18 protein-coding genes are annotated in these 19466 nt (G+C 72.5%); 5 read left to right on the forward strand and 13 right to left on the reverse strand.

From position 1 onward, the window contains the following. The first annotated feature begins 93 nt into the window (after positions 1-93). Both ACIRQY_RS26535 and ACIRQY_RS26540 read left to right on the forward strand, forming a co-directional pair. Positions 94-1248, forward strand: coding sequence for a PQQ-dependent sugar dehydrogenase (locus tag ACIRQY_RS26535; RefSeq protein WP_403930047.1), 1155 nt, complete (start codon positions 94-96; stop codon positions 1246-1248). A 26-nt stretch (positions 1249-1274) separates the two neighbouring features. Further along, positions 1275-1583, forward strand: coding sequence for a DUF6191 domain-containing protein (locus ACIRQY_RS26540; RefSeq protein WP_403930219.1), 309 nt, complete (start codon positions 1275-1277; stop codon positions 1581-1583). Here ACIRQY_RS26540 and ACIRQY_RS26545 read toward each other — a convergent pair. Together ACIRQY_RS26545 and ACIRQY_RS26550 are read right to left on the reverse strand one after the other, a co-directional pair. After that, positions 1467-4520, reverse strand: coding sequence for an AAA family ATPase (locus tag ACIRQY_RS26545; protein ID WP_403930049.1), 3054 nt, complete (start codon positions 4518-4520; stop codon positions 1467-1469). The two genes, ACIRQY_RS26540 and ACIRQY_RS26545, sit on opposite strands and share 117 nt — an antisense overlap. A gap of 7 nt (positions 4521-4527) precedes the next feature. Beyond that, positions 4528-4719, reverse strand: a complete 192-nt coding sequence (locus tag ACIRQY_RS26550; protein ID WP_403930052.1) for a hypothetical protein — start codon at positions 4717-4719, stop codon at positions 4528-4530. Positions 4720-5084: 365 nt separating this feature from the next. Here ACIRQY_RS26550 and ACIRQY_RS26555 point away from each other — a divergent pair, with 365 nt between their 5' ends. After that, a complete protein-coding gene (locus tag ACIRQY_RS26555) occupies positions 5085-5471 on the forward strand; it encodes a VOC family protein (RefSeq protein ID WP_403930055.1) in 387 nt (128 codons plus the stop codon). Positions 5472-5673: 202 nt separating this feature from the next. Here ACIRQY_RS26555 and ACIRQY_RS26560 read toward each other — a convergent pair whose 3' ends face one another. From ACIRQY_RS26560 to ACIRQY_RS26595, 8 genes are all read right to left on the reverse strand, one after another. Continuing rightward, entirely contained in the window at positions 5674-6267 is a 594-nt protein-coding gene (locus ACIRQY_RS26560; RefSeq protein WP_403930057.1) for a hypothetical protein, read from the reverse strand. Positions 6268-6277: 10 nt separating this feature from the next. Next, on the reverse strand, positions 6278-6415 hold the full coding sequence (locus ACIRQY_RS26565; protein ID WP_403930060.1) for a hypothetical protein: 138 nt from the start codon (positions 6413-6415) through the stop codon (positions 6278-6280). Beyond that, entirely contained in the window at positions 6412-8730 is a 2319-nt protein-coding gene (locus tag ACIRQY_RS26570) for an MMPL family transporter (RefSeq protein WP_403930062.1), read from the reverse strand. Before ACIRQY_RS26570 ends, ACIRQY_RS26565 begins: the two co-directional genes overlap by 4 nt. A 300-nt stretch (positions 8731-9030) precedes the next feature. Continuing rightward, on the reverse strand, positions 9031-11121 hold the full coding sequence (locus ACIRQY_RS26575; RefSeq protein WP_403930065.1) for a phosphocholine-specific phospholipase C: 2091 nt from the start codon (positions 11119-11121) through the stop codon (positions 9031-9033). A 316-nt stretch (positions 11122-11437) separates the two neighbouring features. Then, the gene (locus ACIRQY_RS26580; protein WP_403930068.1) at positions 11438-12004 is read right to left on the reverse strand and encodes an SMI1/KNR4 family protein; all 567 of its coding nucleotides are present in this window, start codon (positions 12002-12004) and stop codon (positions 11438-11440) included. A gap of 296 nt (positions 12005-12300) precedes the next feature. Then, a complete protein-coding gene (locus ACIRQY_RS26585) occupies positions 12301-12936 on the reverse strand; it encodes a hypothetical protein (protein ID WP_403930071.1) in 636 nt (211 codons plus the stop codon). Then, positions 12933-14228: an AAA family ATPase gene (locus tag ACIRQY_RS26590; RefSeq protein WP_403930074.1), complete on the reverse strand. Its 1296-nt coding sequence runs from the start codon at positions 14226-14228 to the stop codon at positions 12933-12935. The genes ACIRQY_RS26585 and ACIRQY_RS26590 overlap by 4 nt, the downstream gene beginning before the upstream one ends. Positions 14229-14414: 186 nt before the next feature. After that, positions 14415-14819, reverse strand: a complete 405-nt coding sequence (locus tag ACIRQY_RS26595; protein ID WP_351788584.1) for an ATP-binding protein — start codon at positions 14817-14819, stop codon at positions 14415-14417. A 113-nt stretch (positions 14820-14932) separates the two neighbouring features. On the opposite strand from ACIRQY_RS26595, the gene ACIRQY_RS26600 reads away from it, so the two are divergent. After that, positions 14933-15760 (forward strand): helix-turn-helix transcriptional regulator, encoded by an 828-nt coding sequence (locus ACIRQY_RS26600; RefSeq protein ID WP_351788581.1) that lies wholly within the window; start codon positions 14933-14935, stop codon positions 15758-15760. Further along, positions 15757-16059: a DUF397 domain-containing protein gene (locus ACIRQY_RS26605; protein WP_403930078.1), complete on the forward strand. Its 303-nt coding sequence runs from the start codon at positions 15757-15759 to the stop codon at positions 16057-16059. Before ACIRQY_RS26600 ends, ACIRQY_RS26605 begins: the two co-directional genes overlap by 4 nt. Positions 16060-16186: 127 nt before the next feature. Here ACIRQY_RS26605 and gatB read toward each other — a convergent pair whose 3' ends face one another. Genes gatB through gatA form a run of 3 tightly spaced genes read right to left on the reverse strand, consistent with a single transcriptional unit; the run spans position 16187 to position 19463 of the window. Next, positions 16187-17698 carry an Asp-tRNA(Asn)/Glu-tRNA(Gln) amidotransferase subunit GatB gene (gene gatB / locus ACIRQY_RS26610; protein WP_403930080.1) on the reverse strand — a complete coding sequence of 504 codons (1512 nt, stop codon included), beginning with the start codon at positions 17696-17698 and terminating at the stop codon, positions 16187-16189. 26 nt (positions 17699-17724) lie between these two features. Next, the gene (locus ACIRQY_RS26615; protein WP_351788572.1) at positions 17725-17970 is read right to left on the reverse strand and encodes a hypothetical protein; all 246 of its coding nucleotides are present in this window, start codon (positions 17968-17970) and stop codon (positions 17725-17727) included. Next, complete coding sequence (gene gatA, locus ACIRQY_RS26620; protein WP_403930084.1) at positions 17967-19463, reverse strand: Asp-tRNA(Asn)/Glu-tRNA(Gln) amidotransferase subunit GatA; 1497 nt, start codon at positions 19461-19463, stop codon at positions 17967-17969. Before gatA ends, ACIRQY_RS26615 begins: the two co-directional genes overlap by 4 nt. Positions 19464-19466 lie beyond the last annotated feature (3 nt).

The following is a 19466-nucleotide window of genomic DNA, read 5'->3' on the forward strand; positions in this document are numbered from 1 at the left end:
GCGAAGTCCCGGGCCCGGGCGGGAACTCTGGCGGGCCCCGGGAGGTATCTAGAGGCGAGGGACACCGCCCGACCCGTCGAAGGGGACCCCGCCGTGAGACGTCCTGCTGTGCTGAAGGCCCTGTGGGGCGCCGCCGTGCTCGCCCTGGTCGCGGGCTGCTCCCCGGGCTCCTCCGGGGACCCGGAGGAACGGCCGGGCTCGGCCCCGCCGTCCGCCACCTCCCCGTCCGGGTCCGTCTCCCCGTCCGGGTCCGTCTCCCCTCCGTCGGCGGCGGGGAGCGGCCGGGTGACGGTGGCGGGCACGCTCACCGGGGACCTGAAGTCGCCCTGGGGCCTCGCCCGCCTGCCGGACGGTGATCTGCTGGTCTCCTCGCGCGACGAGCGGACGGTCACCCGGGTCGACGGGCGGACCGGGGTCAGGACCCCGCTCGGCGAGGTGCCCGGGGTGGTGCCCGGCGGTGAGGGCGGGCTCCTCGGTCTCGCCGTGAAGGACGCCTGGGTGTACGCGTACTTCACGGCGGAGTCCGACAACCGGATCGTCCGGATGCGGTACGGGGGCGCGGCGGGCGATCGGCTCGGGACGCCGGAGCCGGTGCTCACCGGCATCCCCAAGGGGGTGACGCACGACGGCGGGCGGATCGCGTTCGGGCCGGACGGGATGCTGTACGCGGGGACGGGCGAGACCGGCCGGACGGGGCTGTCCCAGGACCGGGCGTCGCTCGGCGGGAAGATCCTGCGGGTCACCCCGGAGGGCCGTCCCGCGCCGGGCAACCCCTTCGCCGGGTCGGCGGTCTGGTCGTACGGGCACCGCAATGTGCAGGGGCTGGCCTGGGACGCGGACGGGCGCCTGTGGGCGTCCGAGTTCGGGCAGAACACCTGGGACGAGCTGAACCTGGTGGAGCCGGGGAAGAACTACGGCTGGCCGGTGGTCGAGGGACGGGCGGGACGGAAGGGCTTCGTGGACCCGGTGGCCCAGTGGCCGACCTCGGAGGCGTCGCCGAGCGGCATCGCGTACGCCCGGGGCGCGATCTGGATGGCGGGGCTCAGGGGCGAGCGGCTGTGGCGCGTCCCGGTCTCCGGTACGGAACTCTCCGGGGAGCCCCGGGCGTTCCTCACCGGGGAGTACGGCCGGCTGCGCACGGTCCTCGCGACGGGCGACGGGCGGCTCCTGCTGATGACGAACCAGACCGACGGCCGGGGCACCCCGAAGTCCGGGGACGACCGGCTGATCCGGCTCGACGTGGGCTGAGGGAGGCGGTGACCGTGTTCGGCCCGATGGCGGAGCTGTTCGCACCCGGACGCAGGCACACCACGGAGGAGCTGCGCAGACAGGCGCTGACCCGGGAGGACCCGGGGGACGCCGACCCGTCGCGCGGCCCGATAGACCTGAGGTCGGGCCGGGTCACGATACGGCTGCCGGGCGGGCCGGAGAGTCCGGTCGAGGGGCCCGCCGGGGAGGTGGAGGCGTCAGAGGGACCCGTCGAGGAGGTGGAGACGGTGGGCGAGGGCGGCGGCCTCACCGCGTCCGGCGACACCGAGCTTGGCGAGGATGTTGGAGACGTGGACGCTGGCCGTCTTCGGTGAGATGAACAGTTCCCCGGCGATCTGCCGGTTGGTGCGACCCGCCGCGACCAGGCGCAGCACGTCCTGTTCGCGGGGGGTGAGGCCGAAGGCGTCCCCTTCGGGTTCGGCGGTGACGGGCGCCTTCTCCTCGGTGAGGGAGAGCCGGGCGCGGGCGGCGAGCAGCTCCACCTCCTCGCGGAGCGGGCGGGCGCCGAGGGCGCGGGCGGTGGCGCGGGCCTCGCGGAGCAGGGCGGCGGCCTCCTCCCGACGGCCGCCCTCGACGAGCAGTGCGTCGGCGAGGCGGTGGCGGGCGCGGGCCAGTTCGGCGGGCCGTTCGAGGGCTTCGTAGGCGGCGGCGGTCTCGGCCGGGTGGGCGGCGGACGCGCGTCCTTCGGCGCGGGCGAGTTCCCCGGAGACCTCCAGGGCGTGGGCGGCCCAGACGGGGGCGGGGGCGGCGAGTGCGCGGACGCAGCGGCGGACGGCGTCGAGCGCTTCGGGGCGGCCCTCGTCGGCGGCGGGCAGTCCCCTGCTGTCGGCCTCGGCGGTGACGGCGGAGAGGACGAGGGGCCAGCCGTAGCGGTGGGTGCCGGGCGGGAATCCGGCCCGCTCGGCGTCGGCGAGCAGGGTACGGACGTCCCCGAGGCGGCCCTCGGCGGCGGCGACGGAAATGTCGATCTGGACCATCGGCAGGGTGTACTGCGGGATGGGGTCGCGGCTGCCGTAGACGACGCGGGCTTCGGTGAGGTGGCCCCGGGCGGCGTCGAGTTCGCCCCGGGCGACGGCGAGGTGGGCCAGCCGGAGGGAGGCCGAGCCGCGCGGTTTGGTGCTGGTCGCGGAGCGCAGCAGCCGCTCGGCGGCGTCCCTGGCCTCGTCCCAGTGCCCGAGGGAGTAGAGGGATTCGGCCCGGTTGGCCTCGATCCAGCCGACGCTGTCGACGAGTCCGTACGCGCGGGCGAGGCGGATGCCCCGGTCGGCGACCTCGACGGCGTCCCGGGAGCGGCCGAGGGACTCCAGGGAGGAGGAGAGGTTGATGTGGGCGCGGGCGGTCTCGTTGAACTGGCCGAGGGACTCGGTGCGTTCGCGGACCTCGTGCAGTTCGGCGAGTCCGGCCTCGACGTCCCCCGCGGAGACCTTGAGGGTGCCGAGGGTGAGCCGGGCGTTGAGCTCGATGGACTCGGCCTTGACGTGGCGGGCGTACTCGACGGCCCGTTCGGCGGCGGCGAGGGCCCCGGGTCCCGGGTCGCGGAGCATTCCCCAGCCCGCGGCGCCGACGAGGACGACGGCGTGGACGGCGGAGGGCGGCAGGCCCTTGACGAGTTCCTGGGCGCGGGCGATCTCCTCCCAGCCGTCGCCCCGGCCGAGGTTGGACTGGAGCCGGGCCTTCTCGGTCCAGAACCAGGCGGCGCGCAGGGGGTCCTTCTCGTCGGCGTCGTCCAGGAGGCGCAGGGCCGTCCTGCCGATCTTCAGGGCGCGTTCGCGGTCGCCGCTGAGCCGGGCGGCGACGGCCGCCTCGGCCAGCAGGTCGAGATGGCCGAGCGCGGTGGTCTCGGGGTCGCAGCCGCAGGGCGGGTAGGCCTCGGCGTAGTCCATCGGCCGCAGGGAGCGGCGGGTCTCCTCGGGGGCCTCCTCCCAGAGTTCCATGGCGCGTTCGAGGAGGCGGAGCTGTTCGGCGTAGGCGTGCCGCTTGCGGGTCTCCACGGAAGCGCGGAGGACGGCGGGGAGCGCCTTGGCCGTGTCGTGGGCGTGGTACCAGTACGTGGCGAGGCGGGGGGCGCGTTCGTCGGGGCGGACCAGCGAGGGGTCGGCCTCCAGGGCTTCGGCGTAGCGCCGGTTGAGGCGGGAGCGTTCGCCGGGCAGCAGGTCGTCGCTGACGGCCTCGCGGACCAGGGAGTGGCGGAAGCGGTAGCCGTCGCCGTCGGGGACGGCGAGCAGCAGGTTGGCGCCGACGGCGGCCCTGAGCGCCTCGATGAGTTCGTCCTCGGTGAGCCGGGCGACGGCGGCGAGGAGTCCGTACTCGACGGTGGAGCCGCCCTCGGCGACGATCCTGGCGACCCGCTGGGCGTCCTCGGGGAGCGCCTCGACCCGGACGAGCAGGAGGTCGCGCAGGGAGGCGCTGAGCTGCCCGGCGGCGCAGCCCGCCTCGTGGGAGACGACGAGTTCCTCGACGAAGAAGGCGTTGCCGTCGGAGCGTTCGAAGACCTCTTCGACGAGGGCGGGGTCGGGTTCGGCGGCGAGGATGCCGGTGAGCTGGCGGTGGACCTCGGCGCGGGTGAAGCGGGCGAGTTCGATGCGGCGGATGGTGCGGAGCCGGTCGAGTTCGGCGAGGAGGGGGCGCAGGGGGTGACGGCGGTGGATGTCGTCGGCGCGGTAGCTGGCGACGACCACGATCCGGCCGCCGCGCAGGGTCCGCAGCAGATAGGTGAGGAGGTGCCGGGTGGAGGCGTCGGCCCAGTGCAGGTCCTCCAGGACGAGGACGAGGGTGCGGTCGGCGGCGAGCCGTTCCAGGAGCCGTACGGTCAGCTCGAAGAGGCGGGCGGTGGAGTCCTCGTCGGAGGTGTCGTGGCCGCCGGGGTCGCCCAGTTCGGGCAGGAGGCGGGCGAGTTCGCCCTGCTGTCCGTCGGCGGCCTCGGCGAGTTCGGCGGGCAGGTGGCGGTGGAGCGAGCGCAGCGCGGTGGAGAAGGGGGCGAACGGCAGTCCGTCGGCGCCGAGTTCGACGCAGCCGCCGACGGCGACGACCGCGCCGCGGTCACGGGCCGTGTCGAGGAACTCCTCGATGAGCCGGGTCTTGCCGACGCCCGCCTCACCGCCCACGAGCAGGGCCTGGGGCTCTCCCGCGGTCGCGCGGGAGAGTGCCTCGGTGAGGGCGGTGAGTTCGCCGGCGCGGCCGACGAAGACGGGGCTGACTGACCTGGTCTCCACGGCGCCGAGCATCGCACAGGCGTCCCTGCCGTCGTTCATACGGGGGTCACGCGGCCCGGACGAAACGGCCCCGGCCCCCGGCGCTCACCCGCCCCCCGGATTTCCGGCCCCCGCTGCGGCGCCCGAAGTGGCGGGGGCTCCGGGTGTCCGTGCGGGCGGCCTCCTGGGCCAGTCGCTCGGCGTCGGCCTCACGGACGAGCCGGGCGTGGTCCATCAGGTGGATCTCGTACTCGAACATCTTCTGCTCCCCGGTGACTCGGTGTCGGTGTCGCCCTCTGGCGATGCCTCCACTGTCGTCGCCCAGGGGACACGGCCACATCGGGCGAGTGCCGCATCCGGGGGGTACGGGGGGCCTTAGGCGGTTCCCCGGGGGTCCTTAGGGAACCGGGAGGGGTGCTCAGGACCGGGGGTGCTCGGGCCCGGGGTACTCAGGACCGGGGTACTCGGGCCGGGGTGCTCGGGCCGGGAATGGGTGCTCGGGAAGCGGACCGGGACCCGGCGCTCAGGCCCCGGTGCTCAGCCCCGTACTCGGGACCGGACCGGGACCGGCGGCTCAGGGCCCGGTGCCAGGCTCTGACGTCGGCACTCGTAGACTGCGCGGTCATGACACAACGATGGCCCTTCATCCACCACGTCACCTTCATCGCCTCGGACCTTGAGGCGAGCACCCGCTTCTACACCGCCGCGCTCAAGCCTCTCGGTGTTGTCGGGGAAGCGGCTGACGGCGGGACGGAGTTCTGGGAAGAGGAGCTGGACACTCCTTCCTTCGGTCTGTACCCCGCGGGCGACGCCACGGTGACCCGGGGCGCACACATCGCGTTCACCGCACGCGACCGAGCCTCGGTCGACGCCTTCTACGAGGCCGCCCTGACCGCTGGTGGCACGTCCCGGTACGAACCCCGGCTGTGGCCTGAATACCGCGCCTATTGCGCGTTCGTGGACGACCCAGACGGCAACAACATCGAAGCCGTGTACAAGGAGCAGGCGTAGGTCAGTTGGGCGTGACCCTCGGCTTGTGCTTGTTCCCCGGCTTCGAACGGCGTCTCGTGCTTGATCGCCCAGTAGGAGGTTCGCCTGATGTGGGCACAGCCTTTGGCTGATCCTGTGCTCCGACCAAGGATGCACTGACCAGACAAAGGCTGTGGGGGGGGGACGAGTCGGTGCTCAAGGCCCGGTACTCAAGGCCCGGTACTCAGGACCCCGCCGTCGGGAGGCCGAAGAACAGGTCGAAGTAGATGCCGACCGAGATGAGCACCCCGATCGCGCCGAGCACGGCACCCGCGACGGCGACCGCGCGGACCCAGGTGGGGCGGGACGGGAGGATCAGCACGAGGACGGCGACGAACAGGGCGACGAAGGCGAAGACGCCGTTCACCAGGGCGGTGCTGTGCCAGGCGTCCCCGTAGATCTCGGAGATCTGCTGGGCGGGGGTGCCGGACCCGGAGGTCTTGATCTGGCCGAGCAGCGTCTCGCGTTCGGCGACGATCCTGGCGCCCCAGCTGCCGGTGAGGGCGACGACTCCGAGGGCGGCGGAGACCACGGCGGCGGCGGCACCGCCGATGCCGGAGGAGACGGGGGCGAGGGCGTCCTCGTCCGAGTCCTCACCCAGGTCCTCGGCCAGGTCCTCGGCCCCACCGTCGGTGTCGGCCGAAGGCCCGGTGCCCGCCCCGGCGTCGCCCTTGCCCGTACCGCCGTCGGCCGCGTCGGCCCCGGGGGTGGTCGTCCCGGCCTCGTCCACGGCCTCGGGGGCGTCGGTGGCCTTCTCGGTGGTCGTCTTGGTGTCCATGCGGCGCACGCTAAGCGGCGCACATGAGAAGACCCTTAAGACGGCCTCGGCGGAGCCGGGGCCTGAAGGCCCGGAACTCCTTCGCGGCGCGCCGCTCCAGCGCGAGCGCGAGCGCCACCCGGACCTCGGTGTCACCGGGCGAGGTCACCGGGCGACGTCGTGGACATCGCCCTTCTCCCCCGTCGCGGCCGGAACAGACACCGGAACTGACACCGAACCCGACGCCTGAACAGACACCGAACCCGACGCCGGAACAGACGCCGGAACCGTCTCGCGTGGCGCCGGGATCTTCGCGCGGCTGTCCGCCGCCTCGCGGCACTCGGGCGGTTCGATGCTGATCCGGGGCAGGAGGCGGTCGAGCCACTTCGGGAGCCACCAGTTCGCCCCGCCGAGGAGGTGCATCAGCGCGGGGACGAGGAGGGTCCGCAGCACGAAGGCGTCGAGGGCGACGGCCGCCGCGAGCGCGATGCCGAACATCGCGATGACCCGGTCGCCGGAGAGCACGAAGGCGAGGAAGACCGAGATCATGATCACGGCCGCGGAGTTGATCACCCGGCCGGTCTCGGCGAGGCCCACCCGGACCGCCCGCCGGTTGTCACCGGTCTCCAGCCACTCCTCGTACATCCGGCTGACCAGGAAGACCTGGTAGTCCATGGAGAGCCCGAAGAGCACCGAGACCATGATCACCGGCAGGAAGGGTTCGATCGGTCCCGCGCTGCCCAGGCCGAGGAGTTCGCTCCCCCAGCCCCATTGGAAGATCGCCACGACGATCCCGAAGGCGGCGGCGACGGCCGCGACGTTCATGGCGGCGGCCTTGAGCGGGATGCCGATCGAGCGGAAGGCGAGCAGGAGCAGGAGACAGCCCAGCGCGATGACGACGCCGACGAAGAGCGGCAGCTTGCCGACGATGATCTCGGCGAAGTCGTCGTACGAGGCGGTGACCCCGCCGACGTTCACCTCAAGGGAGGTGCCCGCCTCCGCCTTCGGCAGGACGTCGGCCCTGAGCCGGTCGACCAGGTCGCTGGTCTGCCGGGACTGCGGTGAGGAGTCCGGTACGACGGTGAGGACGGCGGTGTCGCCGGAGCCGTTGTAGGTGACGGGGGAGACCGACGCGACCCCCCTGGTGTCGGCGAGCACGGCGGGCAGCCGGTCCAGGGCGAGCCGGTCGTCGGCGCCGTCGAGCCCGGCGACCAGGGTGAGCGGGCCGTTGACGCCCGGCCCGAAGCCCTCGGCGAGCAGGTCGTACGCCTTCCGGGTGGTCGCGGTGGCCGGGTTGTTCCCCTGGTCGGAGGTGCCGAGGTGGAGCGAGAGGGTGGGCAGCGCGAGGACGGCCATGACGACGGCGGCCACGGCCCCCAGGAGCTTGGGGTGGCGCTCGACGAAGGCGGACCAGCGGGCGGCGAAGCCGGTGGGGGCCTCGGGCCGGGGCCCGTGCTCGGCGAGGTCGCGCCGCTCGCGGCGGGACAGCGCCCGCATCCCGATGAACGACAACAGCGCCGGGAGGAAGGTGACGGAGGCGGCGACCGTGAGGACGACGGTGAGGGAGGCGGCGACGGCGACGCCGTTGAGGAAGCTGAGCCGCAGGATCAGCATCCCGAGCAGCGCGATGCAGACGGTCGCCCCGGCGAAGACCACGGCGCGGCCGGTGGTGGCGACGGCGGTCTCGGCCGCCTCCGCGACGGAGAGCCCGCGTTTCAGCCCTCTGCGGTGCCGGGTCACGATGAACAGGGCGTAGTCGATGCCGACGCCGAGGCCGACGAGCATGCCGAGCATCGGCGCGAAGTCGGCGACGGTCATCAGGTGCCCGAGGAGCACGATCCCCGAGTAGGCGATGCCGACGCTGACGAGCGCGGTCGCGATGGGGAGCGCGGAGGCGGCGAGCGAGCCGAAGGCCAGGAAGAGGACGACGGCGGCGACGGCGACGCCGACGGCCTCGGCGATGTGTCCGCCGGGGGCCTCGGTGAGGGCGACCGCGGTGCCGCCGAGTTCGACGGAGAGCCCGGCCGGTTCGTCGGCCGCCGCCTTCGCCGTGTCGACGAGGGCGCGTGCCTGGGCCTCGGGGATGTCGTCGGCCTGCTCGTGGAAGGTGACGACCGCGTAGGCGGTGTGCCCGTCCTCGCTGATCTGCCCCGGGGCGCCGCCGTACGGGGAGGTGACGGCGGCGATGCCGGGCAGTGCGGCGACCTCGTCGAGCATCGCGGTCATCCGCCGCTCCACGGCGTCGGCGCGGACGCTGCCCCGGTCGCTGTGCCAGACGACGGTGCCGCTGTCGCCGCCGAGGCCCTGGAAGCCCCGGTCGAGGAGGGCGGTGGCCCGGCCGGACTCGGTGCCCGGGACCTCGTAGTCGTTGGAGTACGCGTTCCCGGCCACGATCGCCGAGGTGCCGACCCCGCCGAGGGCGAGGAGCCACAGCAGGACGGCGACGAGGCGGTGCCGGATGCACCACCGTGCGATGGCTGCCACAGGACGTGCTCCCTGAGTGGTTCGTGGATCTTTCACGGGAACAGCCCGAGAAGAACGCATGAGCTACGTGGGGCAACTGTGGCAGGCAAACGTGATCGTTTGCCCCTTTCGTGTCGATGCTCACAGGGGTGCGCGGGGGCTCGGGACCGAGGTCCCGGCGCACGCGCGGGGGTGCCCGGGGAGCCGGGGCCGAGGTCCCGGCCCCGGGGGCGGACCGAGGTCCCGCCGCCCGGGGTGCGAGGGCCCGCCGCCCGGGACGCGGGGGCCCGCCGCCCGGGGCGTGAGGCTCACCGCGGGCGGTCAGCCGGAGACGCTGTCCCGCCCGTTCTCGATGTGGCCCATCAGCCTGCGGCGGAAGCCGCCGGGGGCGGTCACCTCCAGGTCGTACCAGCCGTGCGCGTCGGCGGCCGAGTGGACGAAGGTACGGGTCCGGCCCGGCCTCACGGTGACCGTACGGGTCCAGTCGGCCAGGTCGGCCTCGTCCACGTACCCCAGCGGCCTGACCCGGAAGGTGACGGCGGACCGGCCGGTGTTCCGCACGGTGAGGTGCAGGTCGCGGTCGTGGTGGTCGATGCGGGAGACCAGCTCGGCGCCCCCGGCGGCCGGGCCCTCGAACTCGCGCCGGAAGCCGTTGGGGCCGGTGACCGTGAAGCGGTAGCGGTCGCCGGGGACGGGGACGGTCCACTCCCCCGTGCCCCTGACGTCCCGGTGCTGCGGCAGGGCGAACTCGCCCGCGTACGGGTAGAGCGCGAAGTGCGCGCTGGCCCTGCCCCTGTTGCTGAGCGCCACCGAGACCGAGCCGGGCGTGACGCTCGCGGAGGCGTCCGGCTGGTACGGCAGCGGGCGGGCGCGCCGGACCCCGGGCTCCTGGACCGGCATCTTCTGCACGGCCGGGGGCTGCGGGCGCCAGCGGCCCGTGAAGGGCGGCACCGGGCCCGGCGGGTCCACGTCGGGCTGCCTGCGGGCCCGCCGGAAGTCGAAGGCGGAGGTGAGGTCGCCGGTGACGGTCCGGCGCCAGGAGGTGATGTTGGGCTCCCGGACGCCGGTCAGCCCCTCCAGGAAGCGGATCACGGAGGTGTGGTCGAAGGTCTCGGAGCAGACGTAGCCGCCGACCGACCAGGGGGAGACGACGAGCAGCGGGACCCGGATGCCGAGACCGGTGGGCTGGCCCTTCCAGCGCTCCTCCGTGGTGCCCTCCGGCGGGACCGGCGGCGGCACGTGGTCGAAGAAACCGTCGTTCTCGTCGTAGTTGATCAGGACGACGGTGTGGCGCCACACGTCCGGGTGCGCCCCCAGGGCGTCGAGCACCTTGTAGACGAGGCTCGCGGAGGCGACCGGCGAGGAGGCGCCGGGGTGCTCGGAGTCGATCGCGGAGGGCACCAGGTAGGAGACCTCGGGGAGGGTGCCCGCGGCGACGTCGGCGCGGAAGGCGTCGGCGAGGGTGCCGCTCTCGACCCGGCGCAGCCCGCGCTCGAAGAGGGAGCGCTCGGCCCTGGTGAGCCCGGCGACGCCCTTCTCCAGGAGCCCGAGGAGCCGGGTGCGCTCGGCGGCGTCGTCGGTGTCGCGGACGGCGGCGTAGAAGGACTCCATGAAGGTGTGCCCGCCGGTCCCGGCGAGGGCCTTGCGGGCGATCTTCTTGAAGGTGGTGAAGAACTCGATGTTGTTGTCGGTGAAGTTCTCCCACTCGGTGTACGTCTTCCAGCTCCGCCCGGCGGCTTCGAGGCGCTCGGCGTAGGTGGGCCAGCCGTAGCCGGGGTGGGTGTCCTCGGCGTAGGCGGCGTTGGTGACGGCGCGGCTGCCGTCGGCCTCGAAGCCGGTCCAGCCGGACCAGAGGTGGTTGCGGTTGGGGCTCGTCGAGGTGTGGACGGAGGAGTGGTAGGCGTCGCAGACGGTGAAGGTGTCGGCGAGCTCGTAGTGCAGGGGGATGTCCCGGCGGTCGTAGTACGCCATGGTGGCGGCGGTCTTGGCCGAGACCCAGCCGTCCATCCAGCCGCCGCGCCAGGCCTTGGCGCCGCCGCCCCAGGAGTGGTCGAGGTCCCCGATGTACTGGAGGTCCTTGCGCTGCGCCTCGGCGGCGTCGCGGATCGGGAAGGGCAGCACGGTACGGCCGGGGGCGGCGGGCTGCTCGAAGACCGGCTTGCCGGAGGGAAGCTCGACGGCGTTGCGGTCGCCGAAGCCCCGGACGCCCCTGAGGGTGCCGAAGTAGTGATCGAAGGAACGATTCTCCTGCATCAGGATCACCACATGGCGGACCGCCGACAGGCCCCCGGCCGGGGGTCCGGCGGCCATCGCGGCCTGCAACGACGGCGGCAGCAGCGAACCAGCCGCGGCGGCACCGAGGGCGCCGCCGCCCAGAGCGAAGAGCCTTCTGCGGGACATCTCGGATGACAAGACCGACCTCCAGTCGACGGCCAACGGTTCGCCTTCGAGCCATTGGTTGGTACGCCGGGGACGGTAGTGAGACGGGATGACGGGGAGAAGACCCGACGGGGGCCCGGGGGTGAACGTCCAAGACGACGTGACGGGAATCCAGGCGATTTCCGGCCAGGTACGGGCCGGAGGCGGACCGCCGGGCACGGGCCGAGCACGAGTCACGTACGGACCCGGTGCGAACCGAGTACGAGTCACGTACGGGCCGGGCACGCCTCCCCTACAGGCCTGCCACCGGCCGGGGCGCGGGCCCGCCACCAGCCGAAGCGCGGGCCCGCTAGCCAGGGCCTGTCTGACCATTCCCGTCGTCGCCCGCAGCTTCCCGCACCATGGCGGCGAAGTCGTGGCAAGGCTCGGGGTCTTCACCGCTGCCGGGCCACCACCCATACGCGGTCCACTCGCCGTTTCCCCCGACGCTGTCGGCGTGCAGCAGCCAGTAGCAGCCACTGCCGCCGTTGTCGTCGCCGATCAGCAGGCAGCGCTTGAGTACGGCGAGACGGTCCACGAAGTGGTCGACGTCCGACCATGCTTCGACGAGGTCGGCGCACAGGTCGGCGAACCAGCCGATGTCCCCGACCGGGAGCAGGTCGACGGACCCGATGTTCTCCCAGCCGTCGCTGACCCGGAGGAAGTTTCGGTACGAGGGAGGAAGCCTCACCCCGAGCCGCTCCTCGGCGGCCACGATCGCTTCCTCGCCGGCCGGTTCGGCACCGGCCCACCCGGCCTCCAGCCGCTCCTCGCTGATGACCTGCCGATGCTCCTCGATGGCCTTACGGACCTCGTCCGATGTGATGTGCCTGGCGTTGTAGCCGTTGAGGAACGTGCGCCATTCCGCGACCGTCACGGGCGAAGGGGTCATCATACCTGAACTCCGGTGATGTGTACGGTGGGTCTCGAACAGCCTCACACGACCCACCGACAATCGAGGCGTGTGCTGACCCGGCGGCGACCTGGCCCGCGAAACCGCCGCTCGGGACGCGGCGCGGCCTCGGCGGATCCTGCGACGGGTACGGCTTGGCTCGCGGCGATCCCCCCGAGGGCGCGGCCTGCGGGCAGACGCTTCACGGGTCGGCCAGGGAAGTCGCGAGGAGCCGGCTCTCCTGCTCGACACAGCTCCGACCACGACCCGCCGGACGGAACCTAGAGGAACTGAGCCCCTCTCAGCGCCCGCTCGGTGTCGTCGCACCACGCCTGGTACGAGGGGACCTGGGCGAGCACCGCCAGATCCGTCCGCCGTACGAGCAGTTCGGCGGAGTCGCGCAGCACCTCCGCTCCCCCGGGCCCGGTCAGCTTCTTCCAGACCTGTTTGGCGTCCAGCTTCGGCTTCGCGCCCTTGAGCGCCACCCTCCCCTCCACGGCGGACGGCTTCCCGTACGGATAGTCGGCGAGCGGCCCGACCACGGACTCCAGTGCCTTACGGTCCGCCAGCATCCACGACTCGGTCTCCAGCACCGGGACGAGCGGGACGGAGACCCCCGCGCGCGGGGCGAGCGCGCGGCGCGCGTCCAGCTCGGCGATCAGCTTGAGCCGGGCGTCGACCGCGTCGAGGTCACCGTGCACGAAGACGATGTCGCAGTCGCGGGCCAGCTCTTCGGCGGCGGCCAGCACCCGATCCGGCTTGTCGTTGGACCGCACGTCCGACACCTCGCAGCGCAGTACGTCGACCGTCCCCGCGCTGTGCTCCAGGAGCGTCGCTTCGAGCTGTCTCTCGACCAGGCTCCGCAGATAGGGGCCGTCGCTGCCCTCGACCAGCAGCCCCGGCAGCAGCGTCCTCATGCCCCGCCCCTGTTCAGCCTGCGCAGCAGCCGCTCCACCTGCTCCGGCGAGACCGTCTCGCCGGGCTCCCGGTCCGGGTCGAAGGCCCGCAGCGGCCGGGCGACCGTGGTGCGGGAGACCGTGCCGTCCCCGGGATCGACCCGGTCCGCCTGCTCCAGGAAGACGAGGCTGCCGGAGAGGTCGTCGCGCAGTGCGGCGAGGAGGGCCGGGGAATGGGTGGTGGCGACGAACTGCCGGTACACGAGGGCGTCCGGGACGATCCCGGTCCCCCGGCGCAGTCTGCGGACGAGGTCGGCGACGTGGTCCGGGTTCATCCCGTTCTCCACCTCCTCCACGCACAGGGTTCCGGCCCACAGCGGGTCCCGCGCCGCGGCGAGCAGCGCGATCATCCGCAGGGTGCCGTCCGACAGCGACGGCGCCGAGAGCCATCCCGTATGGGTGAAGGCGACCTCGAAGTCGATCTCCTCCCGGCGCTCGTCGAAGACCGTCCGCACGTCCTCGACCCCCTCGACGAGCGCGGCGAGATCGGCGACGAACCGGCGCCACTCGGCGGGCTGCCCCTCGACGCGCTGGAGGACCTCCGCGAGATTGCGGCCGTCCGGGGTCAGGCGTCCGGCGACGAAGGCCGGGGTGGGCTGCCGCAGCGCGGCCGGTTCGAGGACGAAGGGGGGCCAGGACGCGCACTCCCGGGCCGCCAGGATCCGCAGTTCCGTGTCGGACTGACGCAGCAGGACGTGCTGCGCGTCCTCTTGGAGGGCCGCCAGCTCCTCGGCGGAGAAGACCGCGCCCAGCGGCCCGTGGAACGGCACGTACTCCCCCGCGCCATCCCTCTCGGCGGCCAGGAACTCCGCGCGCGCCCGCCGGACGGCCTTCCGGTCCTCCTCGGTGAGGCCCACCCGGTCCATCCAGTCCTCGTCCTTCAGGGAGCTGACCCACACCCCGCTGCCGCGCGCCGTCGAGACCCGCCGCGAGGGGGCCCGGCCGACCCGCAGCCGGATGCGGATCGGCAGCGGCCCGAAGCGCGAGGCCACCAGGGCGCCCACCGTGATCGTCAGCTCCCCGACGACGGACCCGCCCGCGCTCCGGCGGAAAAACCGTGCCGGGGTCAGCCGGGGATCCGAGCGGACCGTCTCCTCGAAGCCCCGGTCCGCCGTCCCGGCGACGAGCCGGAGGGCGTCGAACAGATTCGACTTCCCCGCCCCGTTCGCCCCCAGCATGATCAGCGTCGGCGGCACGTCGAGGCTGAAGCGGCGGAACGACTTGAACCCGTCGATCCGGATCTGGGTGATCATTCTGGGCGGTGCTCCTCTTGTCTCCGCACGTCATGGCCCCGCACGGTGGCACGGACCCTCACCCTAGCGCCGGGCGTTCCCCCGCCCCTGGGTGCGCACGCCGTACGACGGAGGACGTACGCGCATATGTACGAGCCGACGGGCCGTGACGGGAGTCGTCCGCCGCTCCTAGAGGGTGCCCCGCCCCTAGGGGGTGCCCCCGGTGTCGGTGAACTCGCACCAGACGATCTTGCCCGGGTCGCGCGGGGCCACGCCCCAGCGGTCGGCGAGGGTGGCGACGAGGAGGAGGCCCCGGCCGGACTCCCCGGAGGGCTCGCGGACGGCCGGGGTGCCGTCGCCGCTGTCGTGGACCTCGACGCGGAGGGGGCCGGGGCGCTCCAGGTAGAGGTGGAGCCGGTAGCCACGACCCGGCGGGACGCCGTGGCGGAGGGCGTTGGTGACGAGTTCGGTCACGCACAGGAGTACGTCGTCCGTACGCGCGTCCAGTCCCCAGTCGGCCAGCGCCTTGCGGGTGAAGTCGCGGGCGAGGGGCACGGATCGGCGCTCGCGGCGGTAGAACGCCTCGCGGAACAGGGGGATCTGGTCGCTCATGGCGCTCACGGTGGCGTCTCGCGCCCCACGCGCCCCAGGACACCGACCCGTACAAAATCTCTGTACGGGTCCGAGACGCGTCGAGCGGGTACGCGGCGGGGAAGGCACCGCTCATGCAACGCGGCACGAATTCCAGGAAGAAGGTCCCGTCGTGGGAAGTGGTCGGCGCCCTCGTGGCGCTCTACCGGAGACAAGCGGGGCTGACCCAGCCCCAGTTGGCCACCCAGGTGTGCGTGGCGCTGGAGACGCTGGGGTCGATCGAGCAGGGGCGGCGGGCGCTTCGGCTGGGGCTCGCGGGTGAACTGGACGGCATCCTGAACACCGGCGGCGCGCTGGCGGTGGCGGTCGGGAAGGCACCGAAGAAGGAGCGCTATCCGGCGTTCGTCCAGGAGTTCATCGAGTTGGAGGCCCAGGCACTCTGCATCTGCTCGTACCAGAACGGGGTGGTCCCGGGGCTGCTCCAGACACCGGAGTACGCCCGCGCGGTCTTCGACTGTCTGTATCCGCCGATCACCCCGCAGGAGGCGGAGGACCGGATGCTCGACCGGCTCGACCGCCAGCGGATCTTCGAGCAGACGCCGTGGCCGCCGATGATGTCCTTCCTCCTGGACGAATCCATCCTGGAACGGCCCATCGGAGGACGTGAGGTGCTGCGGGGACAGCTCCTCCATCTGCGTGAACTGGCCGAACTCCCCTTCCTCGGACTCCAGATCATCCCCAAGGCACGGACGAAACACGCGGGGCTCAATGGACCCATGGTGCTCATCGAGACACCCGACCACGAGCACGTTTCCTACATCGAGGGGCAGCGGGTGAGCTTCCTCATCGACGACCCCGACGAGGTCGGCATCCTCCAGGCCAAGTATGGAATGCTGCGCTCACAGGCCCTGACGCCCGAGGATTCCATGGGCCTGCTGGATCGTCTGGCAGGAGTGACATGAGCGCAGCAGCACTTTCGTGGTTCAAGTCCAGCTACAGCGGCGACGAGGGCGGCGACTGCCTCGAAGTCGCCTACGACTGGCGCAAGTCCAGCTACAGCGGCGATGAAGGCGGCGCCTGCCTCGAAGTCGCCTACGACTGGTGCAAATCCAGCTACAGCGGCAGCGAGGGCGGCGACTGCGTGGAGGTGGCCGCCCACCCCGCCGCCGTGCACGTCCGGGACTCCAAGCTCGGCGAGAGCAGCCCCGTCTTCACCGTCTCCCCCGGCGCCTGGGACGCCTTCGTCGGCGCGACAGCCTGAGGACGGTCCACCCCGCGCGGCCGACCACTCCACCACCAGGTGCCCCGCCCGGCCCCGCGCACGGACGAGGGGCGGTACGGCCGTCTCACGACAGCCGTACCGCCCCTCGTCACGGGTCCCGCGAGGCTCAGCCCTCGCTGACGCCCAGCTTCTCCAGGATCAGGTCCTTGACCTTCGCCGCGTCCGCCTGGCCCCGGGTGGCCTTCATGACCGCGCCGACCAGGGCGCCGACCGCCGCGACCTTGCCGCCGCGGATCTTGTCCGCGATGGCCGCGTTGCCCGCGATGGCCTCCTCGACGGCCGCGCCGAGCGCGCCGTCGTCGGAGACGACCTTCAGACCGCGCTTCTCGACGACCTCGTCGGGGGTGCCCTCGCCCGCGAGGACGCCCTCGATGACCTGGCGGGCCAGCTTGTCGTTCAGCTCGCCGGAGGCGACCAGGGCGGAGACCCGGGCCACGTCCGCCGGGGTGATCGCCAGCTCCTCCAGGGAGACGCCCTGCTCGTTGGAGCTGCGGGCCAGCTCGCCCATCCACCACTTGCGGGCCGACGCGGCGTCCGCGCCCGCCTCGACGGTGGCGACGATCGCCTCGACCGCACCCGCGTTGAGGATGGACTGCATGTCCAGCTCGGACACGCCCCACTCCTCGCGCAGCCGGTTGCGGCGCACCCGGGGCAGCTCGGGCAGGCCCTGCCGCAGTTCCTCGACCCACGCGCGGGCGGGGGCCACCGGCACCAGGTCCGGCTCGGGGAAGTAGCGGTAGTCCTCGGCGTTGTCCTTGATGCGGCCCGAGGTGGTGGAGCCGTCGTCCTCGTGGAAGTGACGGGTCTCCTGCACGATCGTGCCGCCGGAGGACAGCACGGCCGCGTGCCGCTGGATCTCGAAGCGGGCCGCGCGCTCCACCGAACGGAGCGAGTTGACGTTCTTCGTCTCCGAGCGGGTGCCGAACTTCTCGGTGCCGTGCGGGCGCAGCGACAGGTTCACGTCGCAGCGCATCTGGCCCTTGTCCATCCGCGCGTCGGACACGCCGAGGGCGCGGATCAGCTCGCGCAGCTCGGCGACGTACGCCTTGGCGACCTCGGGGGCCCGCTCGCCCGCGCCCTCGATGGGCTTGGTGACGATCTCGATGAGCGGGATGCCGGCGCGGTTGTAGTCCAGCAGGGAGTGGGACGCGCCGTGGATACGGCCGGTGGCGCCGCCGACGTGCAGCGACTTGCCGGTGTCCTCCTCCATGTGGGCGCGCTCGATCTCCACGCGGAAGACCTCGCCGTCCTCCAGCTGGACGTCCAGGTAGCCGTTGAAGGCGATCGGCTCGTCGTACTGGGAGGTCTGGAAGTTCTTCGGCATGTCCGGATAGAAGTAGTTCTTCCGGGCGAAGCGGCACCACTCGGCGATGTCGCAGTGCAGCGCGAGGCCGATCTTGATCGCGGACTCGACGCCGATCGCGTTGACGACGGGCAGCGAGCCGGGCATGCCGAGGCAGGTCGGGCAGGTCTGCGAGTTCGGCTCGGCGCCCAGCTCGGTGGAGCAGCCGCAGAACATCTTGGTCCTGGTGCCCAGCTCGACATGGACCTCCAGGCCCATGACGGGGTCGTACTCGGCGAGCGCCGCTTCGTACGACAGCAGTTCAGTGACAGTCACGAGAATTCCCTCTGGTGCCTTCGGCCTCAGCCGAACAGGACGTCGTCGTCACCGAGGCGCTTCAGCTCGCGGACGAGGAGAGCGACGCCGGTGGCGATGGCGGCGGCGGAGACGACGGCGTCGATCAGCTTGAGCGTGTCGTGCTCGCTGCGGGCCTTGCGGGCCTGCTTGAACACGCCGAGCGCGCCGAAAGCGGTGGTGCCGATGGACAGGTACGTGCCGGTCTTGGACTTCTTGAAGCCCTTGGCCTTCTGCAGTGCACTGGTACTCACAGCGACGGAGCCTCCTCGAGCAGCGGGTGCCCCCACTTTTCCACGAAGGCGGCCTCGACGGCGGCTCCGACCTTGTACAGCCGGTCGTCCTTCATGGCGGGAGCGATGATCTGCAGGCCGACCGGCAGACCGTCCTCGGGCGCCAGGCCGCAGGGCAGCGACATGGCGGCGTTGCCGGCCAGGTTGGTCGGGATGGTGCACAGGTCCGCGAGGTACATCGCCATCGGGTCGTCGGCGCGCTCGCCGATCGGGAAGGCGGTGGTGGGGGTCGTCGGGGAGACGATCACGTCCACCTCCTCGAAGGCCCTGTCGAACTCGCGGGTGATGAGGGTGCGGACCTTCTGGGCCGAGCCGTAGTACGCGTCGTAGTAGCCGGAGCTGAGCGCGTACGTGCCGAGGATGATCCGGCGCTTGACCTCGTCGCCGAAACCGGCCTCGCGGGTGAGGGCGGTGACGTCCTCGGCGGACCGGGTGCCGTCGTCGCCGACCCGCAGGCCGTAGCGCATGGCGTCGAAGCGGGCCAGGTTGGAGGAGCACTCGGACGGCGCGATCAGGTAGTACGCCGAGAGGGCCAGGTCGAAGGTCGGGCAGTCCAGCTCGACGATCTCGGCGCCGAGCGACTTCAGCAGCTCGACGGACTCGTCGAAGCGCTGGACGACACCGGCCTGGTAGCCCTCGCCGCGGAACTGCTTGATGACGCCGACGCGCATCCCCGCGACCGAGCCGTTGCGGGCGGCCTCGACGACCGGCGGGACCGGGGCGTCGATGGAGGTCGAGTCGAGCGGGTCGTGTCCGGCGATGGCCTCGTGCAGGAGGGCCGCGTCCAGGACCGTACGGGCGCAGGGGCCGCCCTGGTCGAGGGAGGAGGAGAAGGCCACCATGCCGTAGCGGGAGACGCCGCCGTAGGTCGGCTTGACGCCGACAGTGCCGGTGACGGCGGCGGGCTGGCGGATCGAGCCGCCGGTGTCCGTGCCGATGGCGAGGGGCGCCTCGTACGCGGCGAGGGCGGCGGAGGAGCCGCCGCCGGAGCCGCCGGGGATGCGGGTCAGGTCCCAGGGGTTGCCGGTCGGACCGTACGCGCTGTTCTCCGTGGAGGAGCCCATGGCGAACTCGTCCATGTTGGTCTTGCCGAGGATGACGACGTCGGCGGCCTTCAGGTTCTTCACCAGGGTCGCGTCGTACGGCGGGATCCAGCCCTCCAGCATCTTCGAACCCACGGTCGTCGGCATCCCGGCGGTGGTGAAGATGTCCTTGAGGGCGAGCGGCACACCGGCGAGCGGGCCGAGCTTCTCGCCCCGGGCGCGCTTCTCGTCGACGGCACGGGCCTGGGCGAGGGCGCCCTCGCGGTCGACGTGCAGGAAGGCGTGGACCTTCTCGTCGACGGCCTCGATGCGGGCGAGGTGGGCCTCGGTGACCTCGACGGCGGTCAGTTCGCCGGAGGCGATCCGTCCGGCGATCTCGGCCGCGGTGAGCTTGATGATGATGTCCGTCATGGC

Source organism: Streptomyces sp. NPDC101490 (assembly GCF_044767145.1).
Taxonomy (GTDB): Bacteria; Actinomycetota; Actinomycetes; order Streptomycetales; family Streptomycetaceae; genus Streptomyces.

What these genes read in the sequence shown, in the direction of transcription:
- ACIRQY_RS26540 (WP_403930219.1), top strand. Translation starts at nt 1,275, where the DNA reads ATGGCGGAGCTGTTCGCACCCGGACGCAGGCACACCACGGAGGAGCTG.
- ACIRQY_RS26545 (WP_403930049.1), bottom strand. Translation starts at nt 4,520, where the DNA reads ATGAACGACGGCAGGGACGCCTGTGCGATGCTCGGCGCCGTGGAGACC.
- ACIRQY_RS26550 (WP_403930052.1), bottom strand. Translation starts at nt 4,719, where the DNA reads ATGTTCGAGTACGAGATCCACCTGATGGACCACGCCCGGCTCGTCCGT.
- ACIRQY_RS26555 (WP_403930055.1), top strand. Translation starts at nt 5,085, where the DNA reads ATGACACAACGATGGCCCTTCATCCACCACGTCACCTTCATCGCCTCG.
- ACIRQY_RS26560 (WP_403930057.1), bottom strand. Translation starts at nt 6,267, where the DNA reads ATGGACACCAAGACGACCACCGAGAAGGCCACCGACGCCCCCGAGGCC.
- ACIRQY_RS26585 (WP_403930071.1), bottom strand. Translation starts at nt 12,936, where the DNA reads ATGAGGACGCTGCTGCCGGGGCTGCTGGTCGAGGGCAGCGACGGCCCC.
- ACIRQY_RS26590 (WP_403930074.1), bottom strand. Translation starts at nt 14,228, where the DNA reads ATGATCACCCAGATCCGGATCGACGGGTTCAAGTCGTTCCGCCGCTTC.
- ACIRQY_RS26595 (WP_351788584.1), bottom strand. Translation starts at nt 14,819, where the DNA reads ATGAGCGACCAGATCCCCCTGTTCCGCGAGGCGTTCTACCGCCGCGAG.
- ACIRQY_RS26600 (WP_351788581.1), top strand. Translation starts at nt 14,933, where the DNA reads ATGCAACGCGGCACGAATTCCAGGAAGAAGGTCCCGTCGTGGGAAGTG.
- ACIRQY_RS26605 (WP_403930078.1), top strand. Translation starts at nt 15,757, where the DNA reads ATGAGCGCAGCAGCACTTTCGTGGTTCAAGTCCAGCTACAGCGGCGAC.
- gatA (WP_403930084.1), bottom strand. Translation starts at nt 19,463, where the DNA reads ATGACGGACATCATCATCAAGCTCACCGCGGCCGAGATCGCCGGACGG.